We start from the raw sequence: 18,357 nt of genomic DNA, 5'->3' as shown, positions 1-18,357 counted from the left end.
GCGGTCTTTACTCCGGCGGCTAACGGCGCCTTTCTTTCCTGTCAGGGAAAAATCCTATTTTAGTTCACAAATGTGACATTGGCGTGAATTTTGCGCCTTGATCTTTGGCGGCAAAATGGCTATTCATAGTCTGTGGTTGCTTATAAAGTAATCATTGTTTTCTTTCCACCAGATGAATAATGAGGGAAATAAGGCATGAAGAGACAGAAACGCGATCGCCTTGAAAGGGCTCATTCACGTGGTTATCAAGCGGGTATTTCCGGCAGACCGAGGGAGTTTTGTCCTTATCAATCAATAAACGCCCGGTCCTACTGGTTGGGAGGTTGGCGACAGGCCATGGAGGACAGGGCGGTTACCGCTTAACGCGTCTTGTCATGTATATAAGGGAACTGCCTCCGCACGTTTGCGGGGGCTTTTTTATGCTTAGCGGCGTCCGAACCTTATCGATGTTTCCTCTATGGCGGTTAACGGTTCCGCTATTGAATGACCCATAAAAAACGTACAAAATCCGCCTATCAAAAGGAATGCTTGACTGTCAAAGGAGAATGACTATGCCGGGTGCGGCGCGTCTTAACGATAGCGGAAGCGGTCACCAGTGCTTTCCCGAAACACCGATAACTGAAGGCAGCCCCGACGTTTTCATCAACGGCCGGCCCGCCGCCCGTAAGGGGGATACTGTCCAGCTTCACGGTTGCCCCTGTCCCGATGTTCCGCACGGGGTGCATTCACGAAAAATAGCCGAAGGTTCATCCACCGTCTTTATTAACGGTAAACCCGCCGCGCGTATGGGTGATGGAATTAGCTGTGGCGGGGTGATTATCTCCGGCAGCGGCAACGTTATCATTGGCGATACGCCCTATAAGTCCCCTGTTCAGGAATGCGCAAAACAAACGGCACTGAATCGCTCTCCCATCGTGGCCTTGACACCCATGCTGACAATAGAGCCGGTTTTCGCCAAATCCTGTTTGCGTGGCGCGGGCTGTACGGACGCGGGAAAGGAAAACGAGCCGCAGTCTAACATCGGGGAAATGAGCGTTTATGTCGCTGAGCCTGTTGCATCACCTGAGAAACAGAGTGAGGTGAAGCAATATGCGCAGGCGGCGAAAACGAAAAAAACCTCTCCGTTGCCGGCCAAAACCGATGCCTCTGTTTCCGCTAAATTATTAACCGGGACATCATCCCATACCCGCCCTGAATCGCCGCCGCTGGAGCCGTGGTATAAGACGCTATTCGACCTGCTTGTTGGTAAAGCGGATGCGGCGATGTTGCCGCCACCGCCACAGTTGGTGATGGCCGGTACGGCAGCGGAAGCAGGCGCGACTGCTGCTGGCGGCGCGGTGGCTCAGGCAAATCAAGATGCGGCTAAGGCGCTGACACATCAGATGAAACGGCTCTCCGGCCCGCCCGTCTGGCAGGGGCAGCTACAGATGGCGCAGAGTTTTTTGCTGATGGGGGCGCTGGTTCAACAGCACCTGAAAGGTGAACAATCTGACCTGTTAACCCCGGGAAAGCTGCTGGAGGCGGCGAAAAAGCAGGGAACGGCGCCGAGCCGAGTGCGTTATCAGTGGGTGGAAGATGAGGAAACCGGCAGACTGAAAGCGGTGGGCTACCACACCGGCATGGAAAGCGGACGCGATCGGGTTCGTGTCAGGCTGCTGAAACAGGATTTCCCCAATAACCGCTACGAGTTCTGGGAAGATGGCGCAACCGGGCCAACCATTTTATGGACGCCGGATAATCCGGGAATGGAATTGCCAACGGACACGGCACACGGTGAACAGCCGGTTATCCCGTCAGCGATACCGGGATTTGAAATTCCGGAAATTGAGGATGTCAGTATCCTTGCGACACCTATCCCGGAAGAGAAAGATTTTCGGGATTATATTCTGGTGTTTCCGGAAAATGTATTTCCGCCGATTTATGTTTATTTGAGTAAGCCACCCGTTAACTTGCTTGATGTTGATTTATACAGTAATTTTAAGGGGCGTTCACGGCAGGGAAAATACCATGCAGACCATATGCCATCGGCTGCAGCTGTAATAGAGTTTTTGAAGCGGTTGTATCCTGATGCTAAAGAATATGAATTAGAACAGATGGCTAAGGATGTCTCGGCTATAATCATTCCTGCTGAAGTTCACCAAAAAATTAGTGAAACTTATGGTTGGCGCAATAGGCCGCAAGATATTGATCGAGACTCTCATGATTTACGCGGTGCGGTAGATCGCAACTTTGACGCGATAAAACCTACTCTGAAAGAGTATGGTGTGACAGAAGAGCAGTTGGAGGCGGCAAGGGAAAAAATGCATAAACTCAATGAAGATCAGGGGTTGTATTAATGACCGTAAATGTAGAAGCATTAATCGATAGCTTGGGAAAAACTCATCAGGAAATATTTGATGCAGGTCTGATTTCCTATAAAACCAAACCGACTGGTTTTTCTGGCAGCTCTAGTATTAGTCTGGATATGGCAAAAGAGGGTATTTATCTCTCTTTTAATAGAAATGATCGAGTATTGAATGAAATTACTTTGATTATATCAAATAGAAAATCCGGGTATTATTTCCCAAATAAACTACCGCATCCGCTAAAAAATACGATGTCAAGAAGCTGGGTTCAGGAAAAGTTTGGTGAACCCTGTAAATTTCTGCCACCAAGGAAGAGATTAAAAAGAGATATTGGCTATACAGATCTTTATCATTTAAAAAATTATAGTCTTCCGGTGAGTATGCAGATAGATTATGATCTTAATGAAAAAGTTGAGGCAATAACATATTTACCTACTTCAATGCTCAGATGGTGATCGTTTGATGAAGGCTATGACTGGCCTTCATTATTTACCCTATCACCCTTTATCCCTGAACATGAAAAGATCGAAATAACAGCTCAAGTCGTTCCCACAGCACGAAGATCAAAATCTCTTTAACCTTGGGTTCATCCAGTTCAACGACCGCGTAAATTAATGCCCGACATTGATCGATGATTTCTTCCAGTTCCCTCACCGAGCTTTTCTTTATCTGTCTGTTGGGAAGTTGGCGAAGGAAAAAACTGGCCTAATGATAGGGATACTGGATTTCACAAACAAAAAAGTTCGCCGAAGCGAACTTTTTTATGCATTACTTTATGCAGGACAAAATCAATATTATAATGTAACTAATTGATTTTGTATCAAATATGGCGGTGAGGGAGGGATTCGAACCCTCGATACGTTTTCACGTATACACACTTTCCAGGCGTGCTCCTTCAGCCTCTCGGACACCTCACCGGGGGTCGTCAGTACGCAGTACCGGCGACGGCGCTAATGTAGGGAAATTGCGCAGCAGCGTCAATAAACTTCTGCTGCTACGGTGCGCGTTTAGCTAAAGTTAACGCAATTTGCTGCTTTACTCGCCATTTATCCCTGTTTGTCATTTCAAATGGCACCTGATGTATTTAGTAGAATGTTTCTTTTTTGTTGCTCCATGGTTATTGGGCCGTTCATTGGCTGTGCGCGGCGCGCAAAAATGTTATGCTTTTTCGACGAAAAGCTGACTCAGGAGAAATTATGTATCCCGTCGATTTACATATGCATACCGTTGCCAGCACCCACGCATATAGCACCTTGCATGACTATATCGCCGAGGCGAAAAAGAAGAGTATCCGTCTGTTTGCCATTACCGATCATGGCCCCGATATGGCCGATGCGCCGCACTACTGGCACTTTATGAATATGCGGATCTGGCCGCGGCAGGTGGATGGCGTAGGTATTCTGCGCGGCATCGAAGCCAACATTAAAAATGTGGCAGGGGAAATTGATTGCGCCGGGCCGATGCTGGATCAAGTGGATTTAATCATTGCCGGCTTTCATGAACCGGTATTCCCGCCGCAGGATAAAGAGACCCATACCGCTGCCATGATCGCCACGATGGCCAACGGCGACGCGCATATTATCAGTCATCCCGGCAACCCGAAATTCCCGGTCGATATTCGCGCTATCGCCGAGGCCGCCGCCAAATATAATGTGGCGCTGGAGTTAAATAACTCCTCATTTATGCATTCGCGTAAAGGGAGCGAGCCTAACTGCCGGGCTATCGCCGAAGCCGTGCGTGATGCCGGTGGTTTGCTTTCTTTAGGTTCTGATTCCCATATCGCATTTTCTCTGGGAGACTTCACCCATTGCCAACGTATTTTGCAGGAGGTGAATTTCCCGCAGGAACGCGTATTGAACGTGAGTCCCCGACGGGTATTAAATTTTCTTGAACAGAGGGGAAGGCCGGCAATTGCCGAACTTGCCGATTTGTGACGCCGTCACTTAATAATCATCAACGGGTTGTCTGAATGAATGAGTTTTCTATCGTGTGCCGCATCCTCGGCTCCTTATTTTATCGCCAGCCGCAGGATCCGCTGTTAACACCGCTGCTTACGCTGATTAAAGAAGGCAGACTGCAACAGCACTGGCCGCTGGAACAGGATACCTTGCTGGAGCGTTTGCAAAAGGGTTATGACGCGGCAGCCATGGAGGCCGATTATCAGTCTCTGTTCGTCGGCGATGACTGCGCGGTGTCTCCCTGGCGTTCGGCCTATCAAATGGATGCTGAACCCACTGACGTGAGAACATTTTTACAACAGCGCGGGATGCCGCTCAACGACGGGCCAGTCGATCACTTCGGCGGGTTGCTCCTGGCGGCGTCATGGCTGGAGGATCAGGCCGGGGAAGACGAAACCGCCGCACAGATCGCGCTGTTTGATGAATACCTGTTGCCCTGGAGCGGCCGTTTTTTGGGTAAGGTGGAAAGCCACGCGACGACGGCATTTTACCGTACGCTGGCGGCTATTTGCCGTGAGGCGCTTGACGCCATGCGTGATGAACTGGATGAGGCGGGCGGATTGTCAACCGACGCAGAGTAGGGCATTTTCCGGCAGGGATCAGGTGACAGCGGCGCCGTCACCTGCGGTGCGTATTAGTCAGTGAACAGAATAATGATTTGTCCCGGTTTGATCTCAATGCCTTTCGCCATCTTCTTCGCCAACGCCTCGGTGGCGCTGTTATCCGCATTCAGGATATAGGCGGGTTTCTGCGCGAAGTAACTTTTCAGCGATTGATTCAGATAGGGACTCAGGGTATTCATCACCGTCTGCATTTTTTCCGGCTGGACGGTGTAATCAACCAACTCCATCTCTTTCAGATAAATGGCGCCCTGCGCCTTATCGAACACCGGTTGCGCCTTCAGCGTCAGTTTCAGATCGGCGGTTTGATCGCCAAGCAGCGAGGTGACATCAACCCGGGCATTGCCGGACAGGGTAACTTTACCGGGCTCAGTCCGGCCGATTTGACTGCTCAGGTCGGTTAAGACGATATTGGCGTCCACAACGCCGGGCATACCCAGTTGTTTCTGGTAATCATTGTGCTTTTGCAGGTATTCGTTGATTTCTTGCTCATTGAGCGTGTACTGCGTCAGCTTGTTACAGCCGCTTAACGTAAAGACCAGCAGCAATGCCGTGGCTGCGAATCCCAACTTCTTCATTTTCTGACCTCTATTATTATTTCCAGGTGTGTAATCTTGTGGTTGATGCCACGGTATCAGTGTGCGCCGCCGGGTGGTCTTCACCAATCGGATAGCCCTGAAAACGCCGAAGCCGCTTCCCGGCGAAGCGGCTGGAAAATGCTGTTATTATTGCGCGAGACTGCTCAGCAGCGTGATCTGCGTCTGCTTGGCCATATTGTCACGGTAGTCGGCAACCCGGGACGGCGGCGTGACGCCAGCGACAATCGTCAGAGAACGTAGCAGAGGAAACAGGTGGATATCATCGGTGGACAATTCCCCGTTGCAGGCGTTGGGCTGAACGATCAGCGGATCAAGCTCCTGCAAATCATTATTCAGTTTTTTGATCAGCCCCTTCGAGTGACTGAGATGCTCTGCAAAACTGCCGAGCTGAGCCTCTTTTTTATTGATGAAATATTGCCGCGCCGATGCGGAGGCGAACTCTTCAAACGCTGCCTGAGCAAAGCGTGGAATAATCAGACGCGGCGTATAATCGGATACCTTACGCAACCAGGCATTGATCGCCGAATTGATGGGGCCGGTCAGTAACGGTTTTTTATCATAATTATCGATGAAATGAACGATGTCCATGCTTTCCGGCATACAACTGCCGTCGTCTTTTTGCAGGATCGGCACCATTTTTTGCCCGATCAGCTTTTTGGGCGTGGCTTCATCATCGTTGGCTAAAATTTGCAGTTCGACAGGGATATTCTTCAGGCCGAAAATCATGCGCGCTTTTACGCAATACGGACAGTGGTCGTAGACATATAGCTTCATATTCGTATCCTCTGGTTCACTGATAACACATGGCCGCGCCTGCGGCCGCGAGTGGAACGGGTCATCAAACGACAGAGCAACAATCGATTGAATGTATTAGGAAAGTATGCAGCGCAATACCCGGGAGATCAAATACGCCGGTAAAACAGCTAAATCAGTGACCGCCGAGCATTGCCGGTTCAATACGGCGCTGATTGAACTGCCAATAGAGCGCGGCCAGCGTCAACAGGCCGATAACGCCTAACATGAACCAGGGTAATTCAGGTTGCTCCAGAGTATGCCCTACGTCGAACAGCCAACCGCCGCCGCTATAGCCAATGGCGCCCCCCAGCGCCAGCCCCAGACGGCTGAACCCCATGTAACTGCCCCTGGCGCGGGGATCCGCCAGCGAGGCGCTCAGCGTTTCGCGCGCCGGTTCTGCAATAATGGCGCCGATATAAAACAGGCTGATTAGCATCAGCAAGGATTGCAGACTGGCGGTCAAACCGATGGGGAACAGGCTGACGGTCATAATCAGCAGCCCGGCCATCAGGCGCTGCTCCAGCCGGTAATGTTTCTCGCTCCAGCGGGCAATCGGATAAAGCAGCGTCAGCGAAAGGGCGGCTTCAATGGCATACATCCATTTTACCGCCGCCGGCGTGCCGGCAATCTCATTGACCATGATGGGCAGCATTAACAACACCTGCACCGCCAACATGTAATAACCAGTCAGGGTCAGGACATAGGTCAGAAAACGCCGATCGCGGATAACGCGCGTCATGCCTTCACGGATTGGCGTTCTGACGGTCGAAATTCGGTAAGCCGGCAACAACCATCCGTTTAATGCTGCGGCCAGCACGAAAATAATGGCGCCGACCCAGCAAACCACTTCAAAGTCATACTGAAGCAGCCAACTACCGATAAGCGCGCCAATTACCGCCCCGGCGCTGTCCTGCATCATCAGCAGGGAGTAGAAACGGCCTCGCTCCTGCGGTCGAACCAGTTTAATCACCAGCGCCGTTCGCGGCGGATCGAATAGCGTGCCGCCCAGCCCGGAAAGCGCGCAGGATAACCATAACAGCCAGGGTTGGTCGGCAATAGCCATAAAAACGAAACCGGCGGCGCGTAATAGCATCCCGGTGATAATCATCGGTTTTGCGCCGTACCGGTCAGCAATGGCGCCGGAGAAAATGCCCAGCCCTTGTTGAATAAGCTGACGTAATCCCAGCGCAATGCCGACCAATAACGCAGCCCAACCCAGTTGATCGACAAAACGAATGGAAATAAGGGGGAAGACAACAAAGAACCCCAGAACCACCAACATATTATCCAGTAACAGGAAATATTTACCCAAGCTCCGAGCTTGTGACATCAGAGGCATGTTTCACCACGAGGAAGAAGAAAGAAAATAACCCACGTGACTATTTTGAACTCTATTGGGTGTTTGGGATAGCCTGTTGATGGATAATATTTTTTTATCGTCAGAGCGTTATCCGGCTAGCATTTCCGCTAAAAAAGCGCAGTTTATCGTTCCGATCGAACAATAACTCAGCGGTGGGGATTTTACGCCAGAGAATTTATGCGGTTATAGTAAGAGTGGTCAGTAATAACGATATTTTCTGTCTGTAGGAAATATTTATCCGTTTATTCCGATAAATTTTATTTATCGAGCAACCCGCAATTCAGGGGGGGAAATGTTTGGCTACCGTTCTGCGCCATCACGGGTGCATTTGACGACCGATCGGCTGGTGGTGCGTTTGGCCCATGAGCGTGATGCCTGGCGTCTGGCGGAATACTATTCGGAAAACCGTGATTTCCTTAAGCCCTGGGAACCGTTGCGTGATGCCAGCCATTGCTATCCTTCGGGCTGGCAGGCGCGGTTGAGTGTGATTAATGATATGCACAAACAAGGCAGCGCCTATTATTTTCTACTGCTTGACCCCAATGAGAATGAGGTGTGGGGGGTGGCGAATTTTAGCAATGTGCTGCGGGGATCTTTCTACGCCTGCTATCTGGGGTACTCTCTTGGTCAAAAATGGCAGGGGCAGGGGTTGATGTACGAAGCGCTTCAGCCTGCGTTGCGTTATATGCAACGTCAGCAATATATGCACCGCATTATGGCTAACTATATGCCGCACAACCAACGTAGCGGAAATCTGCTGGCCCGGCTGGGATTTGAACGGGAAGGGTATGCGAAAGATTATCTGCTTATCGATGGAAAATGGCAGGACCACGTTCTGACCGTCCTGACTACCCCTAACTGGAAGCCGCCGCGCTAAGGGTACCTGATGAAATATCAGCTAAGTGTTCGAGAAGCCAGAGTAATTGGCTGTATGTTGGAAAAGCAGATCACCACGCCGGAACAGTATCCGATGTCGCTAAACGGCGTGACAACAGCCTGCAATCAGAAAACGAATCGTGAACCGGTAATGGATCTGAGCGAAAACGATGTTCAGCAAACGCTCGATCTGCTGGTAAAAAAACATTTTTTGCGCACGCTCAGCGGATTTGGTCATCGGGTGGTTAAATACGAGCAGCGGTTTTGTAACTCGGAATTCGGCGATCTGAAATTGTCTTCCGCCGAAGTGGCTTTGGTGGCGACGTTACTGCTACGCGGCGCGCAAACTCCCGGTGAACTGCGTACCCGGGCCGCTCGCTTGCACGAGTTTGCGGATGTGAATGAGGTGGAAAACGTGCTGGAACAGATGCGGCAGCGCGAAGATGGCCCGTTTGTGGTGCGTCTGGCCCGAGAGCCGGGCAAACGCGAAAGCCGCTATATGCATCTTTTCAGCGGTGAGGTAAGCGAAGACGTTGCGTTGCCGACAGAGACGGAGACAGCCTCGCTTCCGCTTGCCGTGCGCGTCGAAGCGCTGGAGAAAGAGGTGGCGGAGCTTAAGCGGCAGATTGCGGCATTGTTGGCGTAAAGGGATAAACCCCGCGAGTGATAGAGACGTGCTGAGAATGCGCTGAAAAGTTCAACGGTCGTTACAATGCCGGGTAGCTATTAAGCGCGTAATGCGTAGACTAGTCGCACCGCGCAATCAGGATGACCGCAGAATGGTCGATAACAGTCCCGAACATTTCAGAATATAATCGGATGAATTTACTTAAATCACTGGCAGCCGTCAGTTCAATGACCATGCTTTCACGCGTGTTAGGTTTTGTGCGTGATGCGATAGTGGCGAGGGTTTTTGGCGCGGGCATGGCGACGGACGCATTCTTTGTCGCCTTTAAACTCCCTAATCTGTTACGCCGCATTTTTGCGGAGGGCGCATTCTCTCAGGCTTTTGTGCCCATTCTGGCTGAATATAAAAGTCAGCAGGGCGATGAAGCGACCCGAACCTTTCTCGCCTACGTCTCCGGTATGCTGACGCTGATCCTGGCGCTGGTGACCGTGGCGGGTATGGTGGCGGCGCCGTGGGTGATTATGGTGACCGCCCCCGGCTTTGCGGCTACGCCCGATCGTTTTGAACTTACCTCGGCGCTGTTGCGGGTCACGTTCCCTTATATCTTGCTGATTTCCCTGACCTCAATGGTGGGATCGGTGCTGAATACCTGGAATCGGTTCTCGGTGCCGGCATTTGCTCCGACGCTGCTGAATGTCAGCATGATCGGTTTTGCCCTGTTCGCGACGCCGTATTTTGATCCGCCGGTGATGGCGCTGGCCTGGGCGGTACTGGTCGGCGGTTTGCTGCAACTCGGCTACCAACTGCCGCACCTGAAAAAGATCGGCATGCTGGTATTGCCCCGCATCAAATGGCGCGAGCCGAGCGTCTGGCGGGTGATGAAACTGATGGGGCCTGCGGTTCTGGGGGTATCGGTTAGTCAAATATCACTGATCATCAATACCATTTTCGCCTCATTTCTCAGTGAAGGGGCGGTATCGTGGATGTACTACGCCGATCGGCTGATGGAATTCCCGTCGGGGGTGCTGGGCGTGGCATTGGGCACCATTCTTCTGCCTTCGCTGGCGAAAAGCTTCGCCAGCGGCAATCATGATGAATATTCCCGCCTGATGGACTGGGGATTGCGGCTGTGCTTTTTGCTGGCGCTGCCCAGCGCGGTCGCATTGGGGATTCTGGCCCAACCGTTAACGGTATCGCTGTTTCAATACGGAAAATTCAGCGCCTTTGATGCGGCGATGACGCAACGGGCGTTGATTGCTTATTCCGTGGGGTTAATGGGGCTGATCGTTGTGAAGGTGCTGGTGCCCGGGTTTTATTCCCGGCAGGATATCAAGACGCCGGTGAAAATTGCGATTGTGACGCTGATTCTGACTCAGGTGATGAACCTGATCTTTATCGGTCCGTTGCAACATGCGGGGCTGGCGCTTTCCATCGGGCTGGCATCCTGTCTGAATGCCGGATTATTGTTCTGGCAATTACGCAAGCAGGATATTTTTCATCCGCAACCCGGCTGGACGCGCTTTCTGCTGAAGCTGGCCATTGCCGTGATTATGATGTCGCTGGTGTTGGTTGGCCTGCTGTGGTGGATGCCCGCCTGGGATGTCGGCGGTATGACCTGGCGCATAACACGGCTGATGCTGGTCGTGGCGGCGGGGGCGGGGGCCTATTTTGTCACGTTGGCGGTACTGGGATTCCGACCGCGCGATTTCGCCCGCCGCAGCGTCTGAGTTGCTCTTCCAAACTCGTTTTCTCCCTCCCCGTCTAAACTGATGTCCAGGTTTAGGGATCGGTTCAGTTAAGGGGAGGGCCGGAGTTTACATCTTCTCTACGGTAGCAATACCCAGCGTATCCAGGCCTTGTTTGAGCGTTTTGGCCGTCAGCAATGCCAGTTTCAGGCGGCTTTGACGAACCTCATCGTTTTCGGCATTCAAAATCGGGCAGTGTTCGTAAAAACCGGAGAACAGCCCCGCCAGATCGTACAGATAGGCGCACATCACATGCGGCGTCCCGTCGCGGGCAACCGTGGTGACGGTTTCTTCAAATTGCAACAACCGGGTGGCCAGGGCAATTTCACGTTCTTCACTCAGCATAACCGGCTGCGTCAGGCTACCTTCCTGAATGTCCGCGCGTTTAAAGATCGAGGCCACGCGAGTATAGGCATACTGCATATAAGGCGCGGTATTGCCTTCGAACGCCAGCATGTTATCCCAGTCAAAAATGTAGTCGGTGGTGCGGCTTTTGGACAAGTCGGCATATTTTACCGCACCGATGGACACCACTTTCGCCAGCTCATGCAATTCGTCGCTGTCCATGTGCGGATTTTTTTCGGCAATAAGCTTACAGGCGCGCTCATAGGCCTCATCCAGCAGATCGGAAAGCTTAATGGTGCCGCCGGCGCGGGTTTTAAACGGCTTGCCGTCTTTGCCCAACATCATGCCGAACATATGATGTTCCAGACTGACGGAATCCGGCACGTAGCCCGCCTTACGTACAATCGCCCAGGCCTGCATCAGATGCTGGTGCTGACGCGAATCGATGTAGTAAAGCACCCGGTCGGCATGCAGCGTTTCATAGCGGTATTTCGCACAGGCGATATCGGTTGTGGTGTAGAGATAGCCGCCATCCTTTTTCTGGATGATAACGCCCATCGGTTCGCCTTCCTTGTTCTTGAATTCATCAAGGAAAACAACCGTTGCGCCTTCGCTCTCAACCGCCAGACCTTGCGCTTTCAGATCGGCGACGATGCCCGGCAACATGCTGTTGTACAGGCTCTCGCCCATGACATCGTCTTTCGTCAGCGTGACGTTAAGGCGCTCATAGGAGATCTGATTCTGCGTCATGGTGATGTCCACGAGCTTGCGCCACATCTGACGGCAATATTCATCGCCGCCCTGTAGTTTTACCACATAGCGCCGGGCTCGTTCCGCGAACTCGGCATCGTCGTCATAATGCTTTTTCGCTTCCCGGTAGAACGCTTCAAGGTCAGATAGCGCCATCTCTCCGGCATTGTCATTCTGCACTTTTTCAAGATAGGCGATCAGCATCCCGAACTGCGTGCCCCAATCACCGACATGGTTGGCCCGGATGACGCGGTGACCCAGGAATTCCAATGTACGCACCGCCGCATCGCCAATAATGGTGGAGCGCAGGTGGCCGACATGCATCTCCTTGGCCACATTGGGGGCTGAATAATCAACCACGATAGTTTGCGATTCAACCGGTGTTACGCCCAGTTTGGGCGCGATCAGCGCATTCTCTACCTGGCGGGCAACCCACTGTTTATCGAGAAAGATATTAATAAAACCCGGGCCTGCGATTTCTGTTTTTTCTGCGATGCCATCCAGCGCTAAAAGCTGAACGACTTTTTCCGCCAATTGACGCGGAGGCATGCCAAGTTTTTTGGCAACGGCCATAACGCCGTTAGCCTGATAATCGCCAAACTGTACTTTCGCCGACTGGCGGACCTGCGCTTCGCTACCAATAGGAGCGCCCGCTGCGGCCAATGCCTGGCTAACTTTTTCGGAGAGAAGAGCCTGAATATTCACCGGTTTACCTTAAATAAAAAATCAAGCCCTGCTTATACCATATTTGCCTTTACGAGTCAGCAGATGGGGCGGGGCGCGCGGTGGGAAGTGACATGCTTACATTGAAAGTGACGGGAGACGGGATGAGATAAAAAATGATATTTGGCTGGCGTATTGAAATTTTTATGTGAAACAGGGGTAACCGAACGTCTCGTTCTTAACGTTTCTTTGTCTTTGAGTTTACGCCGATTTTGTGTTCGCTCTTGGTTTTAAAGTGGCGAAAAATAGCATATGCCGCAATAATGACCAGCAGAATTGAAATGATTAATAGCATCATGATGAAGACTCGCATTATTATTTGGACGTTCAAATTATCCTGTTTCTTTTCTTCATTCAATGGGTGTGATTTTATTTAAGACAACTCTCAACAAAGGTTAGGCGAGGATCGGTATGTCAATAAATAGCAGGCATTTTTAGGATTATTAATCAATCCTGTTGATTCTGTTTATCCCGATTTCACGATGACTTTTGGCGCCGAAAGCACGAATAACCAAAAAAGAATAAAAATATAACCGCATTAAAAAGTGATGGATGGTGATATTCTCACCCTGTAAATTGCCCCTGATAATTTGCGTGGCTAATGAGGAGTCATACTTATATGTTGCCTGAAGATTTGGCGGTGGATCTGGTTCGTTTCGAGCAAGAATTGAAGGAGTTTGCGGCGGTGCTTCAACTGGATTTGGCGCAGTTCAACGCCGATCACATTTCGTTGCGCTGCCATCAGAACGCGACCGCGGAACGCTGGAAAACACAGATGTTGAACATCGGAAGCCTGCTTTCCGAAAATAGGATTAATGGGCGACCTATTTGTCTGTTTATATTAAATTCGGCAATCAAAATCGGCCCCTGGCGCATCGATTGTATTGAGTTACCCTGGCCGGGAAAAAAACATTATCCGCATGAAGGATGGGAGCATGTGGAGTTACTGCTGCCGGGCGATCCGGATACTCTGCATCAGAGAGCGCTAGCCGGTTTATCCGATGAAGCATTGCGTACGCCGGGCGTAAAAATTAATTTCAGTTCGCCGCAGGGTGAAAAAGAGCGTATCCCTAATCCCACGTTGGCCGTCACCAATGGGAAGGTAACCATAAAGTTTCACCCATTTGATATTCGGGATATTGTGGCAAGTGAAAACGGTGACCTATGAAAGCGGCGCTGACGGAAATTGTTGTGACCGAGCAGCCAGCGTTTCACGATTTATCCTCCTGCTAAACACATTAATAGAATTGTGGTTTATGTCATATTTATTGCAGGTATTTATCGTATTCATTGTGACCCTGGTCTCCTCATGGCGCACGCTTGAATGCCATAGTTATCAATTCACGTAATTCATGGACGATCCCGCGTAATTTAGGGAAATGAAATTTAGTGGTATTCAGCAGCGTTAAATGGAGGTGGATATGCCAAAACTGGAGGTATGTTGTTATCGCATTGAGTGCGCAATCACCGCAGAACAGGCGGGTGCGGATCGAATTGAGCTATGCTCCGGCTTACGGGACGGGGGATTAACGCCGGCATACGGAGCCTTGCGCCTTGCTCGTGAGAAAATAGCGATTCCCGTTCATCCTATTGTGCGTCCCCGCGGCGGTGATTTTTGCTATAGCGCCAGCGAATTCGCGTCGATTAAATATGATATTGAGCAAATTCGGGAGATGGGTTTTCCTGGTGTGGTTATCGGTATTCTTGATGCTGAAGGGCATGTCGATTTACCGCGGATGAAAGAGATTATGTCGCTGACCCGGGGAATGGCGGTGACTTTTCACCGCGCGTTCGATATGTGCCTGAATCCTTATATTGCGCTGGAACAACTGACGGATTTGGGCGTCGCCCGGATCCTGTCGTCCGGGCAACAGCAGACTGCCGAAAACGGATTGGTATTATTGCGTGAACTAACTCATGCCAGCCGCGGTCCAATCATTATGGCCGGATCCGGTGTGCGATTGACCAATCTCCATAAATTCCAGCAAAGCGGTATTCAGGAACTGCATAGCTCTGCCGGACTGTGGATGCCATCAGTGATGCGCTATCGCAAAATTGGTGTGTCCATGTGCTCAGATACCGATATGGATGAGTTTAGCCAGTATTGTGTTGATGGCGATGTGGTGGCTGCGATGAAACGAGCATTAAGCACAGACCGTGCAACATCATCGGTTTCATAACTGTTTTCAGGTTGTGCATATCAACCTGCCAGAGCACCCTTGCCGCGCAGCATACCGACAGGTTTGCTTGCGAGTACCAAGCCCCGGCGTGTTGCCGGGGCTTTTTTTCTGCCCATAACCTCAAGGCTTGCGGGCGACCAGCACGGCGCGCACGGGCGCAGGGTAGCCTTCCACGGTTTTACAGCGATCGGCGGGATCGAGAAAATCAGCCAGTGATTCGGTGATCATCCAGTCGGTTCTGCGCTGCTCCTCCGGCGTGGTGGGGCAGATATCCACGACCCGGACATCCACAAATCCGCATTTTTTCAGCCATTGGGTCAGCGCATCGGGCGAGGGGATAAAATAGACATTGCGCATCTGCGCATAGCGTTCTCCCGGCACCAGCACCTGATTTTCGTCGCCGTCGATGACCAGCGTTTCCAGCACCAGCTCGCCGCCGGACACCAACTGATTTTTTAACTGCCACAGATGATCGAGCGGCGAGCGGCGGTGATACAACACGCCCATGGAAAAAACCGTGTCAAACGCCGCCAACTCCGGCAACTGTTCGATGCCAAGGGGCAACACGTGGGCGCGCTGGTCATCACCCAACAGCTTGCGTACCGCTTCAAACTGACACAAGAACAACTGCATGGGATCAATGCCGACCGCCATACGCGCGCCTTCACCCACCATCCGCCACAGGTGATAGCCGCTGCCGCAGCCGACATCAAGAATCAGACGATCCTGCAACGGCGAGATATGGGGAAGCACGCGCTGCCATTTCCAGTCAGAGCGCCATTCGGTATTGATATTTACGCCGTAAAGCGAGAACGGGCCTTTGCGCCACGGCATTAGGTTGCGCAGCAGCACTTCTATCCCTTCACGCTGTCCGGCGGAAATATCCGGCGCCATGCCGGCGGTCACGCTATTTGTCAGATCGAGATGCGTGGGCGTCAGCGCGGGAAGATGCTCAAGGGTGTTGAACCACAGTTTGAATTTACCGTGCAGCGATTCCTGCTGCCAGCGACTTAACTGCGAGGGCAGGGTATTAAGCCAGTGACTTAGCGGACCTTTAGCGATTTGCTGATAAAAATTGCCGAAATCGATCACGCCTTGTCCCCTGTCTTGAGCGCCAGTAATGAACCGAAATTAAAGCATTGGAACCAGAGTTCGGCATGCTCAAAGCCAGCCTGCTTCAAGCGGCGCTTATGGGTATCCACGGAATCGGTCAGCATGATGTTTTCCAGCATGCTGCGCTTTTGGCTTATTTCTAATTCACTGTAGCCATTGGCGCGTTTGAAATCGTGGTGCATGTTGAATAACAGCTCATCCACCTCGGCATCGGCAAAACTGAATTTTTCGGACAACACCAGCGCGCCGCCGGGTTTTAACCCGCCATAGATCCGGTCGATCAATGTCTGCCGGTTGGCCGGATCGAGAAACTGAAGGGTGAAGTTCAGCACCACCATGGATGCGTTTGCAATTTCAATATCAAGAATATCCGCTTCGAGGATCTCCACCGGGGTATCCGAACGGAAAGCATCAATATGATTGCGGCAGCGTTTTATCATCGCCGGCGAATTATCCACCGCGATAATTTTGCAACCCGGCACGTGAATATTGCGCCTTATCGACAAGGTGGCGGCGCCCAGGGAGCAGCCCAGATCATAGACCTGACTCTCCGGTTGCACGAAGCGTTCCGCCAGCATTCCGATCATTGAAATAATGTTGGAATAGCCGGGAACGGAACGCTGAACCATATCTGGAAAGACTTCGGCAACGCGTTCATCGAATGTCCAGTCGCCGAGATTGGCAATCGGGGCGGAAAAAAGCAGGTCGCGGTTTGGCATGGCAAAAGTAATGGCTGAGAGTGATAATTGAGGGGGCATATTCTAGCAGAATGATGCAAGAAAGCATGTATACCCTGCATCTTTCAAGCTACCGGCGTATTGGCTGCCGGTCGACATCATCCGAACCCGGCATGACTTGGGGCGCGAGAGGGCTTAATACAGGGTAAAAACCATTTCCCAGGGAAGATAATAGAGGTTGACCAGCGACATCAGGAGTAATGAGACATAGGTTGCCGCCATGCCCGAGCGTCTCCAGCGAAACTCACGCTGCCGCAGACCGTAGTAATGAAACAGACGCCCGACAATCAACAGCATGCCGCACAGGTGGATCATCGCGACGATGGCGCCGTTCATCTCCATCAAAACCAACAGAATAGCGCCGATAGGAATATATTCCACCGCATTGCCATGAACCCGGATGGCCGTCTGTAGTTCATAAAATCCACCATCGCCATAGGCTACGCGGTACTGCATTCTGAGTTTAACCACGTCGACAGACAACTTGATCAACAACAATGCGCCAAGCACTACGTAGAGCGCGCTTACCATTTTTAACTCCATGACTGACCGAAAACGGCTTGCAGAATAATAGCTTTCCCTGGCAGAACTGTCGCCTGTAAAGCCAACTTTTTTTATCTGAAATGAACCCGGTTATAGTTACGTTTATAAGGAAAAGAACTAATGAATAACGGGCGCGCCGCGGTTATTCACATGAGTTATCAGTCTTTGTCAGTCAACAACAAATGGTTATTAAAACAGGGATGCCTGCTGAGGCCAGTCTGGCGGCGCGGGCATCGTGGGAATAATACCGGCCAGTAACGGCCAGAGCTGTTGCGCCAGCAACGGCGCATCGCCGATATCGGGCGTATGAATAAACAGAAAAGGTCGCGCGTGAGACCATTGCGGCAGTTTATTGAGCCACGGCTGAAACCAGGACCGATTTTCCTCAAGATCCTCACTGCCGATAAAGCGAATTAACGGTTGCGTGGCGGTCAACACGGCATGAACCGGGACGCGCGGTTTTTTGCGTTGCGCCTCCCGCATCGCCGGACTGTCCGGCGCGGCATGATGTACCGGGCGGCTGTCCATGATAACGCGGTTCATCCCACGCTTCCGTAACCCCTGATTCAAGGCGCGTTCACTCTCGCCTTTGGCGAAAAAATCTGGGTGGCGAACCTCAACGCCGTAGCTGAAGCCTTGCGGCAGCGCGTCGAGAAATTGCCACAGCGTGGGAAGCTGGGCCGGGCCGAAAGCCGCGGGCAACTGAACCCAGAGTTGCCCAATCCGCGATGCCAGCGGGGCCAGACATTGGTAGAAGCCGAGCACCTCCTGTTCACAGTTGCGCAGCCCAGCCAGATGGCTGATGGCGGACGGAAATTTAAAGCAGAATCGAAAATCATCGCTAGTCATATCACGCCAGCGCATCACCAGTTCACGGCTGGGCAACGCATAAAAAGTCGTATTCCCTTCAACACAGTTAAAGTAGCGGGAATAATCCGCCAGATCGTGCAATCCTAAACGACTCCAGGCAGGATGTTGCCATTGGGGTAATCCGATATACATTGTTTTGTTCCGGTAACAAATTAAGCCTATATTAGCGA

General features: G+C 51.6%; 19 protein-coding genes and 1 tRNA gene. 10 read left to right on the top strand and 10 right to left on the bottom strand.

Going from position 1 to position 18,357, the window contains the following annotated elements:
* The first annotated feature begins 195 nt into the window (after positions 1-195).
* From rmf to HOY33_RS01880, 3 genes are all read left to right on the top strand, one after another.
* Positions 196-363, top strand: a complete 168-nt coding sequence (gene rmf, locus HOY33_RS01890; RefSeq protein WP_172288036.1) for a ribosome modulation factor — start codon at positions 196-198, stop codon at positions 361-363.
* Between the two features lie 188 nt (positions 364-551).
* Positions 552-2,336, top strand: a complete 1,785-nt coding sequence (locus tag HOY33_RS01885) for a type VI secretion system PAAR protein (RefSeq protein ID WP_172288034.1) — start codon at positions 552-554, stop codon at positions 2,334-2,336.
* Positions 2,336-2,800: a DUF6392 family protein gene (locus HOY33_RS01880; RefSeq protein WP_172288032.1), complete on the top strand. Its 465-nt coding sequence runs from the start codon at positions 2,336-2,338 to the stop codon at positions 2,798-2,800. The genes HOY33_RS01885 and HOY33_RS01880 overlap by 1 nt, the downstream gene beginning before the upstream one ends.
* A 49-nt stretch (positions 2,801-2,849) precedes the next feature.
* On the opposite strand, the gene HOY33_RS01875 is transcribed toward HOY33_RS01880, so the two are convergent.
* On the bottom strand, positions 2,850-2,999 hold the full coding sequence (locus tag HOY33_RS01875) for a hypothetical protein (protein WP_172288030.1): 150 nt from the start codon (positions 2,997-2,999) through the stop codon (positions 2,850-2,852).
* Positions 3,000-3,172: 173 nt separating this feature from the next.
* Positions 3,173-3,262 (bottom strand) — tRNA-Ser (locus HOY33_RS01870).
* A gap of 279 nt (positions 3,263-3,541) precedes the next feature.
* On the opposite strand from HOY33_RS01870, the gene HOY33_RS01865 reads away from it, so the two are divergent.
* Both HOY33_RS01865 and HOY33_RS01860 read left to right on the top strand, forming a co-directional pair.
* Positions 3,542-4,279: a phosphatase gene (locus HOY33_RS01865; RefSeq protein WP_172288029.1), complete on the top strand. Its 738-nt coding sequence runs from the start codon at positions 3,542-3,544 to the stop codon at positions 4,277-4,279.
* Between the two features lie 35 nt (positions 4,280-4,314).
* Positions 4,315-4,884, top strand: coding sequence for a molecular chaperone (locus HOY33_RS01860; protein ID WP_172288027.1), 570 nt, complete (start codon positions 4,315-4,317; stop codon positions 4,882-4,884).
* A gap of 53 nt (positions 4,885-4,937) precedes the next feature.
* Here HOY33_RS01860 and HOY33_RS01855 read toward each other — a convergent pair whose 3' ends face one another.
* The 3 genes from HOY33_RS01855 to mdtH all read right to left on the bottom strand — a co-directional run bounded on the left by HOY33_RS01855 (position 4,938) and on the right by mdtH (position 7,656).
* Positions 4,938-5,501, bottom strand: coding sequence for a lipoprotein (locus HOY33_RS01855; RefSeq protein WP_172288026.1), 564 nt, complete (start codon positions 5,499-5,501; stop codon positions 4,938-4,940).
* Positions 5,502-5,648: 147 nt separating this feature from the next.
* Positions 5,649-6,296 (bottom strand): glutaredoxin 2, encoded by a 648-nt coding sequence (grxB, locus tag HOY33_RS01850; RefSeq protein ID WP_172288024.1) that lies wholly within the window; start codon positions 6,294-6,296, stop codon positions 5,649-5,651.
* A gap of 154 nt (positions 6,297-6,450) precedes the next feature.
* Positions 6,451-7,656, bottom strand: coding sequence for a multidrug efflux MFS transporter MdtH (mdtH, locus tag HOY33_RS01845; protein WP_172288023.1), 1,206 nt, complete (start codon positions 7,654-7,656; stop codon positions 6,451-6,453).
* Positions 7,657-7,969: 313 nt separating this feature from the next.
* On the opposite strand from mdtH, the gene rimJ reads away from it, so the two are divergent.
* The 3 genes from rimJ (at position 7,970) to murJ (ending at position 10,908) form a co-directional block, all read left to right on the top strand.
* Complete coding sequence (rimJ, locus tag HOY33_RS01840; protein WP_172288021.1) at positions 7,970-8,554, top strand: ribosomal protein S5-alanine N-acetyltransferase; 585 nt, start codon at positions 7,970-7,972, stop codon at positions 8,552-8,554.
* Positions 8,555-8,563: 9 nt separating this feature from the next.
* Positions 8,564-9,199 (top strand): YceH family protein, encoded by a 636-nt coding sequence (locus HOY33_RS01835; RefSeq protein ID WP_172288019.1) that lies wholly within the window; start codon positions 8,564-8,566, stop codon positions 9,197-9,199.
* Positions 9,200-9,372: 173 nt separating this feature from the next.
* Positions 9,373-10,908, top strand: a complete 1,536-nt coding sequence (gene murJ / locus HOY33_RS01830) for a murein biosynthesis integral membrane protein MurJ (RefSeq protein WP_172288018.1) — start codon at positions 9,373-9,375, stop codon at positions 10,906-10,908.
* Between the two features lie 87 nt (positions 10,909-10,995).
* Here murJ and argS read toward each other — a convergent pair whose 3' ends face one another.
* Positions 10,996-12,726: an arginine--tRNA ligase gene (argS, locus tag HOY33_RS01825; protein ID WP_172288016.1), complete on the bottom strand. Its 1,731-nt coding sequence runs from the start codon at positions 12,724-12,726 to the stop codon at positions 10,996-10,998.
* 637 nt (positions 12,727-13,363) lie between these two features.
* Here argS and HOY33_RS01820 point away from each other — a divergent pair.
* Together HOY33_RS01820 and cutC are read left to right on the top strand one after the other, a co-directional pair.
* Complete coding sequence (locus tag HOY33_RS01820) at positions 13,364-13,912, top strand: VOC family protein (protein WP_172288015.1); 549 nt, start codon at positions 13,364-13,366, stop codon at positions 13,910-13,912.
* A 253-nt stretch (positions 13,913-14,165) separates the two neighbouring features.
* Positions 14,166-14,924: a copper homeostasis protein CutC gene (gene cutC / locus HOY33_RS01815; protein ID WP_172288013.1), complete on the top strand. Its 759-nt coding sequence runs from the start codon at positions 14,166-14,168 to the stop codon at positions 14,922-14,924.
* 120 nt (positions 14,925-15,044) lie between these two features.
* Here cutC and cmoB read toward each other — a convergent pair whose 3' ends face one another.
* The 4 genes from cmoB to HOY33_RS01795 form a co-directional block, all read right to left on the bottom strand.
* Positions 15,045-16,016, bottom strand: a complete 972-nt coding sequence (gene cmoB, locus HOY33_RS01810; RefSeq protein ID WP_172288012.1) for a tRNA 5-methoxyuridine(34)/uridine 5-oxyacetic acid(34) synthase CmoB — start codon at positions 16,014-16,016, stop codon at positions 15,045-15,047.
* Positions 16,013-16,756, bottom strand: a complete 744-nt coding sequence (gene cmoA, locus HOY33_RS01805) for a carboxy-S-adenosyl-L-methionine synthase CmoA (protein WP_172288788.1) — start codon at positions 16,754-16,756, stop codon at positions 16,013-16,015. Before cmoA ends, cmoB begins: the two co-directional genes overlap by 4 nt.
* A 153-nt stretch (positions 16,757-16,909) precedes the next feature.
* Positions 16,910-17,305 carry an MAPEG family protein gene (locus HOY33_RS01800; RefSeq protein ID WP_172288010.1) on the bottom strand — a complete coding sequence of 132 codons (396 nt, stop codon included), beginning with the start codon at positions 17,303-17,305 and terminating at the stop codon, positions 16,910-16,912.
* 201 nt (positions 17,306-17,506) lie between these two features.
* On the bottom strand, positions 17,507-18,319 hold the full coding sequence (locus HOY33_RS01795) for a DUF72 domain-containing protein (protein WP_172288009.1): 813 nt from the start codon (positions 18,317-18,319) through the stop codon (positions 17,507-17,509).
* Between the last annotated feature and the right edge of the window lie 38 nt (positions 18,320-18,357).

This window comes from Brenneria sp. hezel4-2-4 (assembly GCF_013155275.1).
GTDB lineage: Bacteria > Pseudomonadota > Gammaproteobacteria > Enterobacterales > Enterobacteriaceae > Brenneria.
The sequence above is the reverse complement of the archived record's forward strand: the minus strand, read 5'-3'. Positions and strand labels throughout refer to the sequence as shown.